The sequence below is a fragment of the Mycobacterium sp. IDUB_37 genome, from assembly GCF_055419245.1.
Map to the genome: position 1 here is coordinate 1 of NZ_JBVAXG010000014.1, position 17,766 is coordinate 17,766.

General features: G+C 65.6%; 14 protein-coding genes. 6 read left to right on the plus strand and 8 right to left on the minus strand.

Features of this window, described 5'->3' with window-relative positions:
- Nucleotides 1–118: 118 nt before the first annotated feature.
- Both ACZY1I_RS29785 and ACZY1I_RS29790 read right to left on the minus strand, forming a co-directional pair.
- Nucleotides 119–2,509 (minus strand): phosphoketolase family protein, encoded by a 2,391-nt coding sequence (locus tag ACZY1I_RS29785; RefSeq protein ID WP_463761014.1) that lies wholly within the window; start codon nt 2,507–2,509, stop codon nt 119–121.
- 43 nt (nt 2,510–2,552) lie between these two features.
- Nucleotides 2,553–3,401: an SDR family oxidoreductase gene (locus ACZY1I_RS29790; RefSeq protein ID WP_463761015.1), complete on the minus strand. Its 849-nt coding sequence runs from the start codon at nt 3,399–3,401 to the stop codon at nt 2,553–2,555.
- A 32-nt stretch (nt 3,402–3,433) separates the two neighbouring features.
- Here ACZY1I_RS29790 and ACZY1I_RS29795 point away from each other — a divergent pair, with 32 nt between their 5' ends.
- The 5 genes from ACZY1I_RS29795 to ACZY1I_RS29815 all read left to right on the plus strand — a co-directional run bounded on the left by ACZY1I_RS29795 (nt 3,434) and on the right by ACZY1I_RS29815 (nt 11,491).
- The gene (locus ACZY1I_RS29795; RefSeq protein WP_463761016.1) at nt 3,434–3,943 is read left to right on the plus strand and encodes an N-acetyltransferase family protein; all 510 of its coding nucleotides are present in this window, start codon (nt 3,434–3,436) and stop codon (nt 3,941–3,943) included.
- 22 nt (nt 3,944–3,965) lie between these two features.
- The gene (locus tag ACZY1I_RS29800) at nt 3,966–6,335 is read left to right on the plus strand and encodes a CaiB/BaiF CoA-transferase family protein (RefSeq protein WP_463761018.1); all 2,370 of its coding nucleotides are present in this window, start codon (nt 3,966–3,968) and stop codon (nt 6,333–6,335) included.
- Nucleotides 6,332–7,765 carry an aldehyde dehydrogenase gene (locus tag ACZY1I_RS29805; RefSeq protein WP_463761019.1) on the plus strand — a complete coding sequence of 478 codons (1,434 nt, stop codon included), beginning with the start codon at nt 6,332–6,334 and terminating at the stop codon, nt 7,763–7,765. Before ACZY1I_RS29800 ends, ACZY1I_RS29805 begins: the two co-directional genes overlap by 4 nt.
- A 22-nt stretch (nt 7,766–7,787) precedes the next feature.
- On the plus strand, nt 7,788–9,272 hold the full coding sequence (locus tag ACZY1I_RS29810) for an acetyl-CoA acetyltransferase (protein WP_463761020.1): 1,485 nt from the start codon (nt 7,788–7,790) through the stop codon (nt 9,270–9,272).
- 101 nt (nt 9,273–9,373) lie between these two features.
- Complete coding sequence (locus tag ACZY1I_RS29815) at nt 9,374–11,491, plus strand: Rossmann-fold NAD(P)-binding domain-containing protein (protein ID WP_463761021.1); 2,118 nt, start codon at nt 9,374–9,376, stop codon at nt 11,489–11,491.
- 18 nt (nt 11,492–11,509) lie between these two features.
- Here ACZY1I_RS29815 and ACZY1I_RS29820 read toward each other — a convergent pair whose 3' ends face one another.
- The 6 genes from ACZY1I_RS29820 to ACZY1I_RS29845 form a co-directional block, all read right to left on the minus strand.
- Complete coding sequence (locus ACZY1I_RS29820; RefSeq protein WP_463761023.1) at nt 11,510–11,845, minus strand: TfoX/Sxy family protein; 336 nt, start codon at nt 11,843–11,845, stop codon at nt 11,510–11,512.
- A gap of 5 nt (nt 11,846–11,850) precedes the next feature.
- A complete protein-coding gene (locus ACZY1I_RS29825; RefSeq protein ID WP_463761024.1) occupies nt 11,851–12,231 on the minus strand; it encodes a nitroreductase family deazaflavin-dependent oxidoreductase in 381 nt (126 codons plus the stop codon).
- 33 nt (nt 12,232–12,264) lie between these two features.
- Nucleotides 12,265–12,753 (minus strand): hypothetical protein, encoded by a 489-nt coding sequence (locus ACZY1I_RS29830; RefSeq protein ID WP_463761025.1) that lies wholly within the window; start codon nt 12,751–12,753, stop codon nt 12,265–12,267.
- Nucleotides 12,754–12,789: 36 nt separating this feature from the next.
- A complete protein-coding gene (gene lon / locus ACZY1I_RS29835) occupies nt 12,790–15,111 on the minus strand; it encodes an endopeptidase La (RefSeq protein ID WP_463761026.1) in 2,322 nt (773 codons plus the stop codon).
- Nucleotides 15,112–15,172: 61 nt separating this feature from the next.
- A complete protein-coding gene (locus tag ACZY1I_RS29840; protein WP_463761027.1) occupies nt 15,173–15,727 on the minus strand; it encodes a CGNR zinc finger domain-containing protein in 555 nt (184 codons plus the stop codon).
- A 305-nt stretch (nt 15,728–16,032) separates the two neighbouring features.
- Complete coding sequence (locus ACZY1I_RS29845) at nt 16,033–17,277, minus strand: alpha-hydroxy acid oxidase (RefSeq protein ID WP_463761029.1); 1,245 nt, start codon at nt 17,275–17,277, stop codon at nt 16,033–16,035.
- A 33-nt stretch (nt 17,278–17,310) separates the two neighbouring features.
- On the opposite strand from ACZY1I_RS29845, the gene ACZY1I_RS29850 reads away from it, so the two are divergent.
- Complete coding sequence (locus tag ACZY1I_RS29850; RefSeq protein WP_463761233.1) at nt 17,311–17,748, plus strand: DUF1810 domain-containing protein; 438 nt, start codon at nt 17,311–17,313, stop codon at nt 17,746–17,748.
- Nucleotides 17,749–17,766 lie beyond the last annotated feature (18 nt).

Genomic DNA, 17,766 nt, shown 5'->3' on the forward strand with positions numbered 1-17,766 from the left:
GACCGCGCCCACCGCATCGCCACCGAACGCCGCCACAACCACACAGCCCGCATGGCACACACCCCACCACCACCACCGCCAACCGACGACGAACCCCCACCTTTCTAGGCGTCGGGGACTAACGCACCGTTCCCCAGGTCCACCCTGAAATCTGCGGGTCATCCTCTCCGTATTCACGGGTGTAGCGCCGGGCGGCCAGCCTCGCGTCGACCATCCTTTGCCGTAATTCGGCGGCCCGGCTGGCCAGGCCCTCAACACGATCGATCACGTCCATCACCAGGTGGAAGCGGTCCAGGTCGTTGAGCATCACCATGTCGAACGGCGTCGTCGTAGTGCCGCGCTCCTTGAACCCCCGCACATGCAGCCCGCTGTGATTTTTGCGGCTGTACGTCAGGCGGTGGATCAGCCACGGATAGCCGTGGTAAGCGAAGATCACCGGCTTATCGCTGGTGAACAGGGCGTCGAATTCCCGGTCGGGCAACCCGTGCGGATGCTCTGACTCCGGCTGCAGGCGCATCAGATCAACCACATTGATCACCCGCACCTGCAACTCCGGCAGTTCTCGCCGCAAGATGTCGGCCGCGGCCAACGTCTCGAGCGTCGGTACGTCGCCGGCGCACGCCAGCACCACGTCGGGCTCTCCGATAGCTGTGCTGGCCCACTGCCAGATCCCCAAGCCCCGGGTGCAGTGCGGGATTGCCTCGTCCATCGACAAAAAGGCCAGCGCGGGCTGCTTGCCGGCAACAATCACGTTGATGTAGTCACGACTGCGCAGGCAGTGGTCGGCCACTGACAGCAATGTGTTGCCGTCCGGTGGCAGATAGACGCGCACCACCTCGGATCGCTTGTTGGCGACCAGGTCGATGAATCCCGGATCCTGATGCGACGCACCATTGTGGTCCTGTCGCCACACATGGGAGCTCAGCAGATAGTTGAATGACGCGATGGGCTGCCGCCAGGGCAGTTCTCGGCTGGTGGACAGCCATTTCGCGTGTTGATTGAACATCGAGTCGACGATGTGCACGAACGCCTCGTAGCAGTTGAACAGGCCGTGGCGCCCGGTCAGCAGATAGCCCTCCAGCCAACCCTGACACAGATGCTCGGACAGCACTTCCATCACGCGACCGTCAGCAGCCAGGTGATCGTCTGGTCCGTCGAAGGCCTCGGTTTCCGACAGCCAGACCTTGCCGGTCGCCTCAAACACGGGCGACAGCCTGTTGGACGCGGTTTCGTCGGGCCCCATCAGCCGGAACCGGTCCAGGTTGCGGGTGATCACGTCGCGCAGAAAAGTACCCAGCACTCTGGTGGCTTCGTGGGTGGCGCAAGCCGGCCGCTCGACGTCGACCGCGTAATGGCGGAAATCCGGCAGGTCCAGGTCGTGCAGTAGCCGCCCGCCGTTGGCGTGCGGATTGGCGCTCATCCGGCGTTCACCTGCCGGTGCGATCGCCTTCAGCTCGGGGCGCAACGCCCCGGTCTGGTCGAACAGCTCTTCGGCGCGGTAGCTGCGCAGCCACTCTTCGAGCTGCGTGCGGTGCTCGGCGTTGTCGTGCGTCCCGGAAAGCGGCACCTGATGGGCTCGCCAGGTGCCCTCCACCCGCTGGCCGTCGACCACCTTGGGTCCGGTCCAGCCTTTCGGGGTACGTAGCACGATCATCGGCCACACGGGTCGCTCGGTCTGCTCGCCACTACGTGCCGCGCGCTGGATTTCCGCGATGTCGTCGAACGCGTCGTCGAAGGCCGCAGCCAGCTGCTGGTGCACATCGGCGGGCTCATCGCCGGCCACCGTGATCGGGCGATACCCGTAGCCGCGCAACAGCGATTCGAGCTCAGCGCTCGGAATCCGTGCCAGCACAGTCGGATTGGCGATCTTGTAACCATTGAGATGCAGGATCGGCAACACCGCGCCGTCCACCACCGGGTTGAGGAACTTGTTGGAATGCCAGCTGGCCGCCAGCGGACCGGTCTCGGCCTCGCCGTCACCGATCACGCAAGCGACCACCAGATCGGGGTTGTCGAAGGCCGCGCCGAACGCGTGCACCAGCGCGTACCCGAGTTCGCCACCCTCGTGGATGGACCCGGGAGTCTGTGCAGCGACGTGGCTCGGGATGCCGCCGGGGAACGAGAACTGGCGAAACAGCTTGCGCAGTCCTTCCGCGTTCTCTTCGATGCCGGTGTAGATCTCGCTGTAAGTGCCCTCGAGGTAGGCGTTGGCGACCAGGCCGGGGCCGCCGTGTCCGGGACCGGCGATGTAGATGACGTCGGCGTCGCGATCGCGGATGATCCGGTTCAAGTGCGCGTAGAGGAGGTTGAGCCCCGGCGTGGTGCCCCAGTGCCCCAGCAGCCGAGGTTTGACGTGCTCAGCGGCAAGGGGTTCGGTCAGCAGAGCGTTGTCCAGCAAGTAGATCTGCCCGACCGAAAGGTAATTCGCGGCACGCCAGTAGGCGTCGATAAGGGCAAGTTGGTCTTCAGAAAGTGCGGGCGCGATCGTTGTTGCGGTTTCCGGGCTCATTCAGCCGATTGTGCGCGCCTCTGCTGAACGCCGCTTGATGGCGTCACTCTTCGCCGCGAGCCCGGGCCTCATACGCGCGGCGCTTTTCCACGTCAACGCCATCGGTGAAGACGTGGTCGCCCCCGATCAGCCGGTTCAACCCCTCGGCAATGCGACGCGGCCAGAACTTTTGCGACACCACCATTGCGCCGGCCACTTTAGTGATGCGCGAACGTGGCTTGGGACGAGCAATCAACTGGACCACCGCGTTGGCGATGTCTTCCGGCTCGGCGTTCTTGAACCCCTTGGCCCCTTGGGTACCTGAGGCAAGTTCGGTGTTGACGAAGGTGGGCAGCACGGAGGAGAAATGCACCCCGGCGGACCGGTATTCGAGCCGGGCCGAGTCGGTGAACCCAAGCACCGCATGCTTGCTGGCGACGTAGGTCGCCAGTCCGACGATGTACATCTCACCGGCTAGCGAGGCGATGTTGATGACATGGCCGCGACCCCGCGGGACCATCCGCTGAGCCGCCAACTTGCTACCCAGAATCACACCGTAGATGTTGATGTCCAGGATGCGCCGGGTGACGGCGTCGGGCTCGTCAATTATCCGGCCGACCGGCATGATGCCGGCGTTGTTAATCAGGACGTCGATCGGTCCGAGTTGACGCTCGACCTGATCGAGAAAATCGGCGAACGAGGTCGCGTCGGTGACGTCGAGCTTGCCGTACACCTCGAGGCCGAGGTCGGTACCCGACTCCTTCACCGTGGTCTCGTCGATGTCGCCGATCGCGACCTTCGCACCAAGTTTGTGCAGTGCGGTTGCCGTCGCCAAACCGATTCCCCGGGCGCCGCCGGTGATCACTACTACCTTGCCGCTGACTTTGAGGCCAATGGATGCCGTGTCTGCCATGGTCTCACCGTAGGCGCTGGATACTGGCAGCGATGACAGAGGTGCGGGAGGCTGTACCGGAGGATGCCCATGACATGGCCCGGGTGCAGGTGCGGTCCTGGCAGTCCACCTACCGAGGCCTTATCGTCCAGGACTACCTCGACGGCCTCACGCCAGAACAGTGGGCCGGAAAATACGATTTCGGCCGGATGGGACTGCGGATTCCGTCCACCCTGGTCGCGGTCGACGACGCCAGGATCTGCGGTTTAGCCACGACAGGATTGTGCCGGGACTACGACCTGCCGGAATTCGGTGAACTGATCGCGATTTATGTCGACCCCGAATGCCTGAACGCCGGGATTGGCCGTTTGCTGATCAGCGCCGCCCGGGAACGTCTGCGCGGACTGGGCGTCCCGGGTGCCGCGCTGTGGGTGTTGCAGGGCAATGTCCGCGCCCGGCACTTCTACGAGCGAGACGGCTGGCAACCCGACGGCGCACACCGCACCATGAGCTACGGGAATCAGGCGGCGGACGAAGTGCGCTACCGCCGAACACTCGTCTAACCGGGTGGCTACGGTGAAGTCCATGCCCGAGAAGCTCCTCGATGCGGTGCGTGTTCTGGATCTGTCCGCCGGGGATAGCGACGCGGTGTCGCGCCTCCTGGCCGACCTGGGCGCTGACGTTCTGAAAGTCGAACCCCCGGACGGCAGCCCGGGCCGCGAGAGGCTGCCCACCCTGGCCGGCGCGAGCATCCCGTTCGCCGTGCACAACGCAAACAAGCGCAGCACCGTGCTGGATCCGGACAATGACGGCGATCGCGATCGCCTGTTGGATCTCGCCTCCGGTGCCGACATCCTCATCGATGCCGGCCAAGCTGCCGGCTTCGGGATCTCCTGCACAGAACTGGCCGATCGATACCCCCAATTGGTGGTGCTGGCGATCAGCGATTTCGGCGCGACGGGTCCGCGGTCGTCGTGGCGTGCCAGTGACGCGGTGTTGTATGCGATGGCGGGGGCACTGTCGCGATCCGGTCCCACCATCGGAACCCCGGTGTTACCTCCGGAAGGAATCGCGTCCGCGACCGCAGCCGTGCAGGCGGCGTGGGCCGCACTGGTCGCGTACTACAACCGATTACGTTGTGGTACAGGCGATTACATTGACTTCTCACGATTCGACGCGGTAGTCATGGCGCTGGACCCGGCGTTCGGGTCGCACGGGCAGGCCGCCGCCGGCGCCCGCAGCGCCACCCGGTGGCGGGGACGCCCGAAGAACCAGGACGCCTACCCGATCTACCCCTGCAAGGACGGATTCGTCCGGCTGTGCGTGATGGCACCCCGGCAATGGCGCGGATTGCGACGCTGGTTGGGGGAGCCGGCCGACTTTCAAGACCCCAAGTTCGACGGAATCGGCCCCCGGTTCGCCGCATGGCCCGAGATCAGTGTGTTGGTAGCGGCGCTGTTCGCGGAAACGACGATGAAGGAATTGGTGGCCGCGGGACAGGCGAACGGGGTCCCGATTTCCGCAGTCCTCACGCCCTCGCGGATTCTGGCCTCCGAACACTTTCAAGCCGTCGGTGCGATCACCGAGGCGGAATTGGTGCCCGGCGTGCGCACCACGGTGCCCACGGGCTATTTCGTCGTCGACGGGCAGCGCGCGGGCTTCCGGACGCCGGCGCCCGCCCTCGGACAGGATGAACCGCGCTGGCTGGCCACCCCTGTGCTCGCACCGGCCCCGCCTACAAAACCCGGCGGCTATCCGTTTGAAGGGCTGCGCATACTCGACCTCGGCATCATCGTCGCCGGGGGCGAGCTCAGCCGCCTGTTCGGCGACTTGGGCGCCGAGGTCATCAAGGTCGAGAGTGCCGACTACCCGGATGGTCTACGGCAGGCGCGGGTCGGCGACCCGATGAGTGAGTCGTTCGCGTGGACCCACCGCAACCACCGTGCCCTCGGCCTGGACCTGCGCAGCGCCGATGGCAACGAGATCTTCGGCCGTCTGGTGGCCGAAGCCGACGCGGTCTTCGCCAACTTCAAGCCGGGAACGCTTACGTCCCTTGGGTTCAACTACGAGGCGCTACGAGCGCTCAACCCGCGGATCGTGCTCGCCGGCAGCAGTGCGTTCGGCAACGCGCCCGGCCCTTGGCGCGGCCGCCTTGGATATGGCCCGCTGGTGCGCGCCACCACGGGCATTACTCGCGTCTGGACATCGGACGAGCCACCCGCCGAAGGCGCCCGGCATGCGTTCTATGACGCCACGACGATCTTCCCCGATCACGTGGTGGGACGTATCGTCGCCGTCGTCGCACTGGCTGCACTGATTCGCCGCGATCGCACCGACTCCACAGAGAAAGGTGCGCACGTCCATATCTCTCAGGCCGAAGTCTGTGTCAACCAACTCGATACCCTGTTCGTCACCCAGGCGGCGTTGGCTGCCGGCGTGGCCGCCGTCGAAGACGACGCCAGTGTGCACGCCGTCTATCCATGCGCGGGGGAGGACGAATGGTGCGTGATCACCCTGACCTCTGATGCCGAATGGCGTTACATCACAGAAGTATTGGGGCAGCCCGGGCTGGCGGATCGCACCAAACTGGTCGCCCTGTTGGCGAACTGGACCGCCACCCGCAGCCCGTCGCAGGCCGCCCAAGAACTGCAAAGCGCGGGCATCGCCGCCGGCCCGATGAACCGGCCCCCCGACCTACTCGAAGACCCGCAACTGATCGAGCGAAACCTGTTCCGCGACATGACACATCCGCTCATCGCGCGCGCCCTGCCCGCCGAGACCGGACCGGCGCCTTTTCGCCATATCCCACAGGCGGGTCAGCGACCGGCACCGCAGCCGGGTCAGGACACCCGGGAGATCTGTGCGCAGCTACTCGGCATGGGCCCGGAAGATATCGAGCGGCTGATCGGCGACGGCGTACTGTTCGCATCGGATACACAGGAGGCGCGCCAGTGACATCTTCGCCCGCACAGTTTTTCGTGGACGGCCAGTTCCGTACCGCTGACAACGGTGAACCCGTGGTGGAAGCGGCGACCGGCGAACCTTTGGGTCTCGGCGCGAACGTCACGGCGGCCGATGTCGATGCCGCAGTCGCCGCGGCACGCCGCGCGCTGCCGTACTGGAAGGCCAGTTCACCGGAGCATCGCGCCGGAGTTCTCAATGCCATGGCGGACGCACTGAAGGCGCGCGCCAAACCCACCAGCGAGCTGGTGACCCGGGAGAACGGCATGCCGATCTCGCTGTCACGAGGCGCCAACGGGGCCTTCCCGCCGTTGCTGCTGCGGTATTACGCCCAGCTGATCACCGAGATTCCGGTGGAGGAGATCCGCCCGAGTATGATCGGGCACACCATCGTTCGCCGCGAGGCCGTCGGAGTGGTCGGTGCGATCATCCCGTGGAACTACCCGCAGGCGCTCGCCGCGATGAAGGTCGCGCCCGCGTTGGCCGCGGGGTGCACGGTGGTGCTCAAGGCTTCTCCCGAAACCGCTTTGGATGCATTGAGTTTCGCCGAAGCAGCGGTCGAGGCCGGCTTGCCGCCCGGAGTGCTGAACGTGGTATCGGGTGGCCCGGCGGTGGGTGCCTGCCTGGTCGCCCATCCCGGCGTGGACAAAGTCGCGTTCACCGGTTCCACGGCCACCGGGCGCCTGGTCGCCGAGATGTGCGGACGCCTGATGCGTCCGGTGACCCTGGAACTCGGCGGCAAGTCCGCGGCGATCATCCTCGATGACGCCGATCTGGACGCGACGATCCGCGGATTGCGCAACGCCTCGTTCGTGAACAACGGACAGACCTGCCACCTCAGCTCCCGCATCCTGGCACCGAGGTCGCGCTATGACGAGATCGTCGACGCCATCGCGGCATTGGCCGACGGCATGGCGGTCGGCGATCCACTGGATCCCGGCACCGAGATCGGCCCGATGGTCAGCTCACGGCAACGGGACCGAGTGCTCGGCTACATCGACGTCGGCAAAGACAGCGGCGCCAGGCTGGTGGCCGGCGGGTCGGTTCCCAAGGAGCAGCAGCGCGGCTGGTTCGTCTCGCCGACGGTCTTCGCCGACGTCGACAATTCCGATCGGCTGGCCCGCGAGGAGATCTTCGGCCCGGTGCTCACCATCACCAGGTACGACACCGACGACGAGGCCATCGCCTTGGCCAACGACACCGAATTCGGGTTGGCCGGCACGGTCTGGTCGGCCGACGTCGACCGGGCGACCACCGTCGCGCGGGCCGTGCATACCGGCACGATCGGAGTCAACGCCTACGCGCTCGACGTCCATGCGCCGTTCGGCGGCGTGAAGGCCAGTGGCCTGGGCCGGGAGCTCGGTCCCGAAGGTCTGGAGGCCTACCGGACGCTGAAGTCGATCTACCGGACGGGCCCGGCCTGAACCCTCGGGATAAGTTCGAAGCATGCCCGTCGACCCCAGAACACCGGTACTGATCGGCTACGGCCAGGTCAACCACCGCGACGAAATCGACCCGGAACAGCCCTCGATCGAGCCGATCGACCTGATGGTTGCCGCGACCAGAAAGGCGGCGGACGCGCGGGTGATCGAGGCGGTCGACGCCATCCGTGCGGTGCACATGCTGTCGGCTCACTACCGCAATCCCGGCCAACTGCTCGGCGAACGCCTCGGGCTGGCCGACTTCACCGCCGGCTACAGCAGCGTGGGCGGCAACACACCACAGTCGCTGGTCAACAGGGCGTGCCTGGACATTCAGCAGGGCCGCGCCGGGGTCGTGCTGATCTCGGCCGCCGAGACTTGGCGCACCCGCAACGCGCTGAAGAAGCAAGGCGCCCGGTTGGTGTGGACTGAACAAGACAACTCCGTGCCGATGCCCGAAGTGGCGGGCGACGACGTGCCGATGGCCGGAGACGCCGAGATCCGGATCAAGCTGGACCGGCCGGCCTTCGTCTATCCACTCTTCGAGCAGGCGCTGCGCATCGCCAACGGCGAATCCGTCGAGGACCACAGCAAGCGGGTCGGCGAACTGTGGGCCAGGTTCAACGCGGTTGCCGTGCAGAATCCCCACGCCTGGATCCGTCGACCGGTCACCGCCGACGAGATCTCACAACCCAGCCCGCAGAACCGGATGATCAGCTGGCCGTACACCAAACTGATGAACTCCAACAACATGGTCGACCAGGGCGCCGCGTTGATTCTGACGTCGGTCGAGCAGGCAGAACGCCTGCAGGTCCCCGCCGAACGCTGGGTCTATCCGCACGCCGGCACCGACGCGCACGACACCTCCGCGATCGCGGAGCGCGCCGGCCTGCACCGCTCTCCGGCGATTCGGATCGGCGGCGCCAGGGCGCTGGAACTGGCCGGCCTGGGCATCGACGACATCGACTACGTCGACCTGTACTCGTGCTTCCCGTCGGCAGTACAGGTCGCGGCCAACGAATTGGGTCTCGACATCGACGATCCAGCCCGGCCGCTGACTGTCACCGGCGGTCTGACGTTCGCCGGCGGGCCGTGGAGCAACTACGTCTCGCATTCCATCGCGACGATGGCCGAATTGCTGGTGGCCAATCCCGGACGGCGGGGATTGATCACGGCAAACGGCGGCTACCTGACCAAACACAGTTTCGGCGTCTACAGCACCGAGCCACCGCAAGAATTCCGCTGGGAAGATGTCCAACCGGCCGTGGATCGGGAGCCCACCACCGTCGGCCTGGTCGAATGGGAAGGCGTGGGCACCGTCGAATCGTGGACGACACCATTCGATCGGGACGGACAGCCGGAAAGGGCCTTCCTTGCGGTCCGCACGCCCGACGATGCGCGAGCGCTGGCGGTGATCACCGATCCAGCCGCCGCAGCAGCGACGGTCAGTGACGACATCGCCGGAGCGAAAGTTGCCGTCGCGGCCGACGGCACAGCCACCCTGCAGTAACTAAACGCCCTGCTCAAGGATCACGTTAGAGACTCAATTCTGCGCAACTGGGGTTGAGGTGCCTATTGTACGAGGGGTACACCCTCGGGAGGTGATGCAACGTGCATGTGCTGCTAACCGACGTCGCAGGCACCTTCGGACGGCTTGTCGCACGTCAGCTCAACGCTGCGGGACACACGGTCAGCGGTATTGGTCCGCATCCCCACGACTGCCTCGATCCCGACGTCGATTTTGTTTGCGCGCCCCTGCACCACCCGGTGCTGGTGGATTTAGCTGCCGAAGCCGACGTCGTGATTCATCTCGCCCCCGTCGACACCAGCGCACCTGGCGGCACCGGCATTACCGGAGTGGCGCATGTGGCGCACGCCGCGGCACGTGCCGGGGCCCGGCTGATCTTCGTGTCTCAGGCCGCCGGACGGCCCGATCTCTATGGTCCGGCCGAGACGTTGGTGTCCACTGGGTGGGCTCCGAGTCTGGTGGTCCGGATCGCGCCGCCACTCGGGCGCCAGCTCGACTGGATGGTGTGCCGCACAGTGGCGACGCTGATGCGCACCAAGGTTTCCGACCGTCCCATTCGGGTGCTGCATCTCGATGATCTAGCTCGGTTTCTGGTGATGGCCGTTGCCACCGATCGATCCGGCGTCGTAGACCTGGCCACCCCGGACACCACCAACGTGATCACCGCGTGGCGGCTCATTCGATCCGTCGTGCCGCGACTGCGACTGCACGGCGTCCGCGGCTGGGAAGATTTGTTCCCTGACCTGGATATTACTGCAGTACAAGAGGATTGGGCTTTCAAGTACGGCTGGGGTGCGCTCGACGCGGTGATCGACACCGGCCGTGGGCTGGTCGGTCGCAAGCTCGGACCCGCCGGTGCTATCGCCGGCACTGGCCAGCTGCACCTGCCGGTCGAGGATCTGCCACGCCTCACCTCGTCCGATGACGAGCCACTACGCAGCGCGGCGCCGGAAGGGCTCGAGGGGGAGTTCGACGACCGCATCGATCCGCGTTTCCCGGTCTTCAGCACCGCCAGCCTGACCGAGGCGCTACCTGGGCCGTTGACCCCGATCACCCTTGATGTCCAACTAGGCGGGTTGCGGGCGGCGGCCGCGGCGATGGGCCGGGTGTTTGCGCTCGGGGACGTGGTTGCCCGGGAATGGGAAAGCAGGGCGATCGCGGTGTTCGGCCACCGGCCCTATGTCGGCGTGTCGGCCAACATCGTTGCGGCGGGTCAGCTACCCGGCTGGGACCAGGCGGCCGTGACCCAGCGAGCGCTCGGTACTCAGCCAGAAATCGCCGACCTACTGCCGATGGGCCAGCCGGTTCGCGCCGGCGGTACACCAAGCTCGGTCGCGAAAGTGGTTGTGACGGCACGGTCGGTTGCCCTCTTGCGGCATCTACGGGGCGACACACAGACCTACGTCAACGCGGCGGCGGACGAGCATCTGGAGCCGGCGGATCTCACCGCGCTGCCCGATGCCCAGCTGGAAGTTCGAATTCGACTGCTACGCGATCGGATTCACCAGGGCTGGATACTTACCGCGCTGTGGGTCATCGACTCCGGCGTCACCGCGGCCGCGCTGGGATACACCCGCGCCGGCGCCAGCGTGTCCGGAGTGGGCGTCGTCATGGACAGTCAGCGCATCGCAGCCGAAACCGCGTCGCTAACCGGCGTGTTGCGGGGCGATCCGACGTTGTGCGCACTGGCACAACAGGGCAATGTCGGCAGTATTCGGGCATTGTCACCGGCCGCCGCTGCCGTCCTCGACGCCGCCGTCGCCCAACTCGCGTATCGCGGCCGCGGGGAGGCGGAGCTGGCCAGTCCGACGTTCGGCGACGACCCCGGATTGCTGCTGATTTGGGCCGCGCAGGCCGCGGAGAACGAATCGGCGGCGACCGAATCGACGTCGGCCAAGTCAGCGGGTTCGCTGTCCCAGCGACTTTCCGACAGTGCCCGCGCGTCGCGAGAGTTGGCGCACGACACCACTATCCGATTCACTCACGAACTGCGGATGGCGTTGCGCGAACTGGGATCTCGTCGAGTTGCCGCCGATCTGATCGACGTTGTCGACGACGTCTACTACCTGCTGTGCGAAGAACTCGTCACGATGCCCGTCGACGCCCGCCTACGCATCAAGCGCCGGCGCACCGAGCGGGAACGATTGCAGGCGCAGCACCCGCCCGACATCATCGACCAGAACTGGAATCCGGCAGACTGATTCTGCGATCCGATCAGGCTATTTGGGCGGCAGGCTACGCGCGTGCTCCACGCCTCGGTTCACCCAATTTTGTAGCTGGCGCTTGGTTTTCACCCCTTCGGCGGCGACGCGCAGCCAACCGCGGGTCCCTCGCCCGGCCATCACCATCGGACTGGTGTGCTCGCGTTCCAGCAACTTGGCGGTGTCTTCTTTCGGAACACGGACCATGAGTCCGCCTTGTCCGCTGACCGCCACAGCCATGTTTCCGGCAATCAAGAAAGCGAGGCCGCCGAACATCCGCATTTCATCGAAGCTGCCGGGCTGTGTCGCCAGCAGTTCACGAATCCGGTTCGCGAGATCGACGTCGTAGGCCACGTGACTCAGTCCAAGTCGACCCGAATGGTGAGCAGATCGGTGCCCATTGTCTTCACGCCAAAGTTGTTGAGCCGGGGCAGACTTCGCATCCGCTCCCACGGATCGTCGTCGGGCAGCAGGTGCGCGGTTCCGGTGCGCCATTCGCCGGCGCCGATCCGCACCCGAACCTGGGGATTGGCCTTGATGTTGTAAACGTAGTCCGAATGGTCGCCGTGTTCGGAAACCATCCAGAACTGGTTGCCGATCACTTTGCCGCCGACGGCGGTGCGGCGCGGCTGACCTGACTTGCGGCCGATGGTTTCCAACTGGGTAACCGGCAACCTGCGGCCCAGCGGGTTGACCACGAACCGTTGCACGCGGTGCACGAATTGCCGTTTGAGACTCACGCTTCTATTGAACGCCTCGACCGGTGCCCAGACCTACGCGGGCCGAGCCGCGGGGACGCCGACGGCGCGCAACACCCACTCGCGCGGCACCGAGAACGTCAGCGACCGCCGCGGAATTGTGGTCAGTACGGCCTCGGGTATCGCGGTCTTGTAGCGCAGCGAAAGCTGTCCGGAAAACCCCGGATCGACCTGGCTGACATCGACTTTGATCAACAGGCCGCTCTCCGAGAACTCGGCGTGTACCGGCCCCTCTTCGGGTTCCGCCCAGCGCTGGTCGATGGCGCGCCCGGCAATCTTGGGCACCGACGACAGTGTCCCGAGCACCCGTTGGGATGTCAGCGCCAGAGCACCGACGTAGCTGGTGATGCCGCCCTTCGATACCTTGCCCGGCACCGCACCGCTGAAGCGCAGCGTGACGGGGACGAACTCGGCGAGATGCAGAACACCCTCGGGTTCAACCTCGGCCCGCAAGTCAGCGGGCAGTTTGCCGATGCCAAACAATCTGCGCAGAATGACAGCCATTCCTGCAGAGTAGCGCCCTGCAGGAATGGCTGACTATCAGGCTGCGGCGGTTGCCGTGCCGGCCTGGGGTTCCAGGGCCAGCGCGACGATCTCCGCCACATCGGTCATTGGCTTGACCGTGAGCGCCTTGAGCACCTCGGCAGGAACGTCGTCCAGGTCGGGCTCGTTGCGCGCGGGGATGAAAACCGTTGACAATCCGGCACGTTGGGCCGCCAACAGCTTCTGCTTGACACCACCGATCGGCAGCACGCGGCCATTCAGCGTGACCTCGCCGGTCATTCCGACATCCGAGCGCACCTGGCGTCCAGTGGCCATCGAAACCAGTGCGGTCACCATCGTCACCCCGGCGGACGGCCCGTCCTTGGGCACCGCGCCGGCCGGCACGTGCACATGGATGCGCCGGTCCAGCATCTTCGGGTCGATGCCGAGCTCACCAGCGTGCGACCGCACGTAGGAGAGCGCGATCTGCGCGGACTCCTTCATCACGTCGCCCAACTGGCCCGTGAGTTGCAGACCCGCTTCGCCTTCGGTGGAGCCGGCTTCGATGAAGAGCACATCGCCGCCCAGCCCGGTAACAGCCAGGCCGGTCGCCACCCCGGGGACCGCCGTGCGTTCGGCGGACTCGGGGGTGAACCGCGGGCGGCCCAGGTAGCCGACCAGATCGGCTTCGTCGACCGTGATCGGGTCGCTGTGCTCGGCCAGCTTGGTGGTCACCTTGCGCATGGCCTTGGCCAGCAGCCTTTCGAACTGGCGGACGCCAGGTTCACGGGTGTAGTCGGCCGCGATCTTGTGCAGGGCGGCGTCGGTGACTGTCACCTCGGCCTCGGTCAGCGCCGCACGGTCCCGCTGCCGGGGCAGCAGATAGTCGCGGGCGATGGCGACCTTGTCGTCCTCGGTGTAGCCGTCGATCTGCACCAGCTCCATCCGGTCCAGCAGCGCCGACGGGATGTTCTCGATCACGTTGGCGGTGGCCAGGAAGACCACGTCGGACAGGTCCAGGTCCAGATCCAGATAGTGGTCGCGGAAGGTGTGGTTCTGCGCGGGGTCCAGCACCTCGAGCAGCGCCGCACTGGGGTCGCCGCGGTAATCGGAGCCGACCTTGTCGATCTCATCCAGCAGCACAACGGGATTCATCGATCCCGCCTCGCCGATGGCCCGAACGATACGGCCCGGCAACGCACCCACGTAGGTGCGCCGGTGACCACGGATCTCGGCCTCGTCGCGCACCCCGCCCAAGGCGACACGCACGAACTTGCGGCCCAGCGCGCGGGCCACGCTCTCGCCCAGCGACGTCTTGCCGACGCCGGGGGGACCGGCCAGCACCATCACCGCACCTGAGCCACGGCCGCCCACAACCTGCAGCCCTCGCTGGGCACGTCGGGTACGCACCGCCAAATATTCGACGATGCGGTCCTTGACGTCGTCCAGTCCGTGGTGGTCGGCATCCAGGATTCCCCGGGCGGCGACCAGGTCCGTGGAGTCCTCGGTCCGTTCATTCCACGGCAGGTCCAACACGGTGTCCAGCCAGGTCCGAATCCAGCCGGATTCCGGGCTCTGGTCACTGGCTCGTTCTAGTTTGCCCACCTCGCGCAGCGCGGCCTCGTGGACCTTCTCCGGCAGGACGGCGGCCTCGACGCGGGCCCGGTAGTCATCCGATCCGTCCGGTTCGCCTTCGCCGAGTTCCTTCCGGATGGCGGCGAGTTGTTGGCGCAACAGGAATTCCTTCTGCGTCTTCTCCATGCCCTCGCGGACATCTTCGGCAATCTTGTCGTTGACCTCGACCTCGGCCAGGTGCTCGCTGGTCCAGTCGATCAGCACACGCAACCGCTTGGCCACGTCTGCCGTCTCGAGTAGCTCCCGCTTCTGCACGTCGGACAGGTAAGAGGCATACCCCGAGGTGTCTGCCAGCGCGGACGGGTCGGTCAGGCTGTTGACGTAGTCGATGATCTGCCACGCCTCGCGCCGCTGCAGCATCGCCAGCAGCAGCTTCTTGTATTCGGCGGCCAGAGCCTTGACCTCGTCGGTGATCTGCCCGGCGGCGACCTCGGTCACCTCGACCCACAGGGCCGCGCCCGGCCCGGACGTTCCGGCGCCGATGTGAGCGCGACGCTCACCGCGAACCACCGCGGCGTTTCCGCCACCTGCGATGCGACCGACCTGCAGAATCTTCGCCACTACGCCGTGCGTCGGGTAGCGGTCTTCCAGGCGGGGTGCGATGAGCAGTTCGTGTGAGTCGCTGGCCTGGGCAGCATCGACCGCCGCTTGGGCCGCGTCGTCGAGCGCAATTGGCACCACCATCCCTGGCAGCACGATCGTGTCGGTGACGAATAAGACCGGCACTGGTTTGGCTTCAGACATCAATTCCTCCAAAGGTTAAGTCTGTTGGGCTCAACCTTTGGCCGGTGTGGTTTGTTCCCGCTCAGCTCGCTCCGCCGGCGGCGGCTCGTTGCCGGGCGCGGAAGGCCTGGACTTTGGCGCGATTGCCACAGGTGCCCATGCCGCACCAAAGCCGGTTCTGCGCGCGCGACGCATCTACGTAGAGCCGCGTGCAACCCGCGTGCGAGCAGTGCTTGACCTTATCGAGGTCGGGCCCGGCGACCAGATCAAGCAGATCGGCGGCCAGTTTCGCGAATAACTGTGACGCGGTACCTTCGCTGCTTACGGATCCGTCCGGGTGCAGGCGGGGGACAACCTGCGGATGCGACGCGTGCTCGTTGAGCAGGTCGACATCCTCGGCCTCGCGCCCACGGCCTTCGAGTCGCGCGGAAATGATGCGGTGGATGGCTTCGCGCAGGTTGATCGCGGCCGCTAGGTCGTCGGCGGAGATCGCAATCGGCGCATTCACCAGACCGGCCTGAACTGCCCACTGCGACAACCGCGATGGCTCGGTTAACAGTTCTTCGCGTTGCGCCCCGACTCGATGCGAGCAACACGCGGCGGGCGAACTGGCGAAGAAACCAAAAGTAAACGGCAATTGAACATAGAATGACTGGCTAGTATCTAGCTCTTGGCTAGACGTGGAAGGACCTGGCGATGATCGTCAAAATGCTCGGCACGGCGGTCGTTTTCGGCTCACTGACCCTGGTAACGGGAACAGCCGGCGCCGCTCCAAGCCCTTCCGACCCAGTGCCGAATCCGTTTGCAAGCCTCAGCTGCGACTGCTCGACACCCGGTTCGGCCCCAGCCCCCGCCGGTGACCTTCAGCGCGGACTCTCGAGTGGTCTTGCGAACCATTGGGCCGGCAGTAGTCGGGGCGGGACCTCACGCTGACCGCCACGGTCATTGCTGAACGGGCACGGGGCCGAGCCGGCGCAACTGGGTGACATGTTTGGGTGACAGTTCCTCGAGGCAGGTCACGCCGAGCAGTCCCATCGTCCGCAGGATTCCGCTCTCGAGAATATCGATCGCGCGTCTGACGCCCGCCTCGCCACCTGCCATCAGCCCGTATAAGTAAGCCCGTCCGACCAGTGTGCACCGCGCCCCCAGGGCAATCGCCGCGACGATGTCGGCACCCGACATGATGCCGGTGTCCACCAGGATCTCCGTGTCCTTCCCCAGCTCACGCGAAACCGAGGGCAGTAGGTGGAACGGCACCGGAGCCCGATCGAGTTGGCGCCCACCGTGATTGGACAACACGATGCCGTCGACGCCGCGATCCACCACGGCCTTGGCGTCGTCGAGCGTTTGAATCCCCTTGACGACGAGTCGGCCGGGCCACTTCGACTTGATCCAGGCCAGATCGTCGAACGTGACACTGGGGTCGAACATCGTGTTGAGGTACTCACCGACGGTGCCGGACCAGCGGTCCAAGGATGCGAAGGACAACGGTTCGGTGGTCAGCAGATCGAACCACCAGTGCGGGTGGGGCACTGCGTCAAGCACGGTCCGCAGGGTCAGCGCCGGCGGGATCGCCATCCCGTTGCGCACATCACGTAAGCGCGCCCCGGCGACCGGAACATCGACCGTCACCAGCATGGTGTCGAAACCCGCGTCCGCCGCCCGCTGCACCAGCGCCATGGAGCGGTCGCGGTCCTTCCACATGTACAACTGAAACCACTTGCGGCCCTGAGGAACAGCCGTGGCGACATCCTCGATCGAGCTGGTCGCCAAGGTGGACAGCGAGAACGGGATACCGGCCGCAGCCGCCGCCCGCGCGCCGGCGAGCTCACCCTCGGTGTGCATCAAGCGGGTGAATCCGGTTGGCGCGATTCCGAATGGCAAGACCACCGGCCGGCCCAGCACGTTCCATCCGGCGGTCACATTGGTGACGTCACGCAGGATGGTCGGGTGAAACTCGATGTCGCGGAACGCTTGTCGGGCTCGCTGAATGGACAATTCGTCCTCAGCCGCGCCGTCGGTGTAGTCGAACGCCGCCTTCGGAGTACGCCGTTTGGCGATGCGCCGCAGGTCTTCGATGGTCAGCGCGGCGTCCAGGCGACGCTTGGTGCGGTCTAGCTGCGGCTTTTTGAATTGGATCAACGGCGCAAGATCCCGCAACTTGGGCACTCGCCGTTGGACCGCCATCACATCATCTAACCAGTGTGCGAACTTGGTCATATGACATCTGCAGACGACCCGTTCGACCTGAAGCGTTTCATCGATGCGCAGGCCCGGGTTTACGGCAACGTGGTCGGCGAACTGCGCAACGGCCAAAAGCACAGCCATTGGATGTGGTATGTCTTCCCTCAGTTGCGCGGACTGGGGAGGAGCAGGACGGCCATCCACTACGGCATCTCTTCACTTGACGAGGCGCGCGCGTACCTGGGTCATGAACTTCTGGGCCCGCGCCTGCGCGAATGCGTCGCCCTGGTCAATCAAATAGCCGGCCGCTCGGCCGAACAGGTCTTCGGCTGGCCCGACAATCTCAAGTTGCGCTCGTCCATGACGCTGTTCGCCGCCGCGACCGACGACAACCAGGACTTCGTCGCCCTGCTGGACAAGTACTACGCGGGTGAGCAGGACGATCAGACCATCGCGCTGCTGAATGGTAGGTAGTCGCGATCGCAAGGGCGG

Excerpts from the sequence above, each read along its gene's own strand:
- ACZY1I_RS29800 (WP_463761018.1), top strand. The coding sequence starts at position 3,966 with ATGCCCGAGAAGCTCCTCGATGCGGTGCGTGTTCTGGATCTGTCCGCC.
- ACZY1I_RS29810 (WP_463761020.1), top strand. The coding sequence starts at position 7,788 with ATGCCCGTCGACCCCAGAACACCGGTACTGATCGGCTACGGCCAGGTC.
- ACZY1I_RS29790 (WP_463761015.1), bottom strand. The coding sequence starts at position 3,401 with ATGGCAGACACGGCATCCATTGGCCTCAAAGTCAGCGGCAAGGTAGTA.
- ACZY1I_RS29785 (WP_463761014.1), bottom strand. The coding sequence starts at position 2,509 with ATGAGCCCGGAAACCGCAACAACGATCGCGCCCGCACTTTCTGAAGAC.
- ACZY1I_RS29830 (WP_463761025.1), bottom strand. The coding sequence starts at position 12,753 with ATGGCTGTCATTCTGCGCAGATTGTTTGGCATCGGCAAACTGCCCGCT.
- lon (WP_463761026.1), bottom strand. The coding sequence starts at position 15,111 with ATGTCTGAAGCCAAACCAGTGCCGGTCTTATTCGTCACCGACACGATC.
- ACZY1I_RS29795 (WP_463761016.1), top strand. The coding sequence starts at position 3,434 with ATGACAGAGGTGCGGGAGGCTGTACCGGAGGATGCCCATGACATGGCC.
- ACZY1I_RS29845 (WP_463761029.1), bottom strand. The coding sequence starts at position 17,277 with ATGGCGGTCCAACGGCGAGTGCCCAAGTTGCGGGATCTTGCGCCGTTG.
- ACZY1I_RS29850 (WP_463761233.1), top strand. The coding sequence starts at position 17,311 with ATGACATCTGCAGACGACCCGTTCGACCTGAAGCGTTTCATCGATGCG.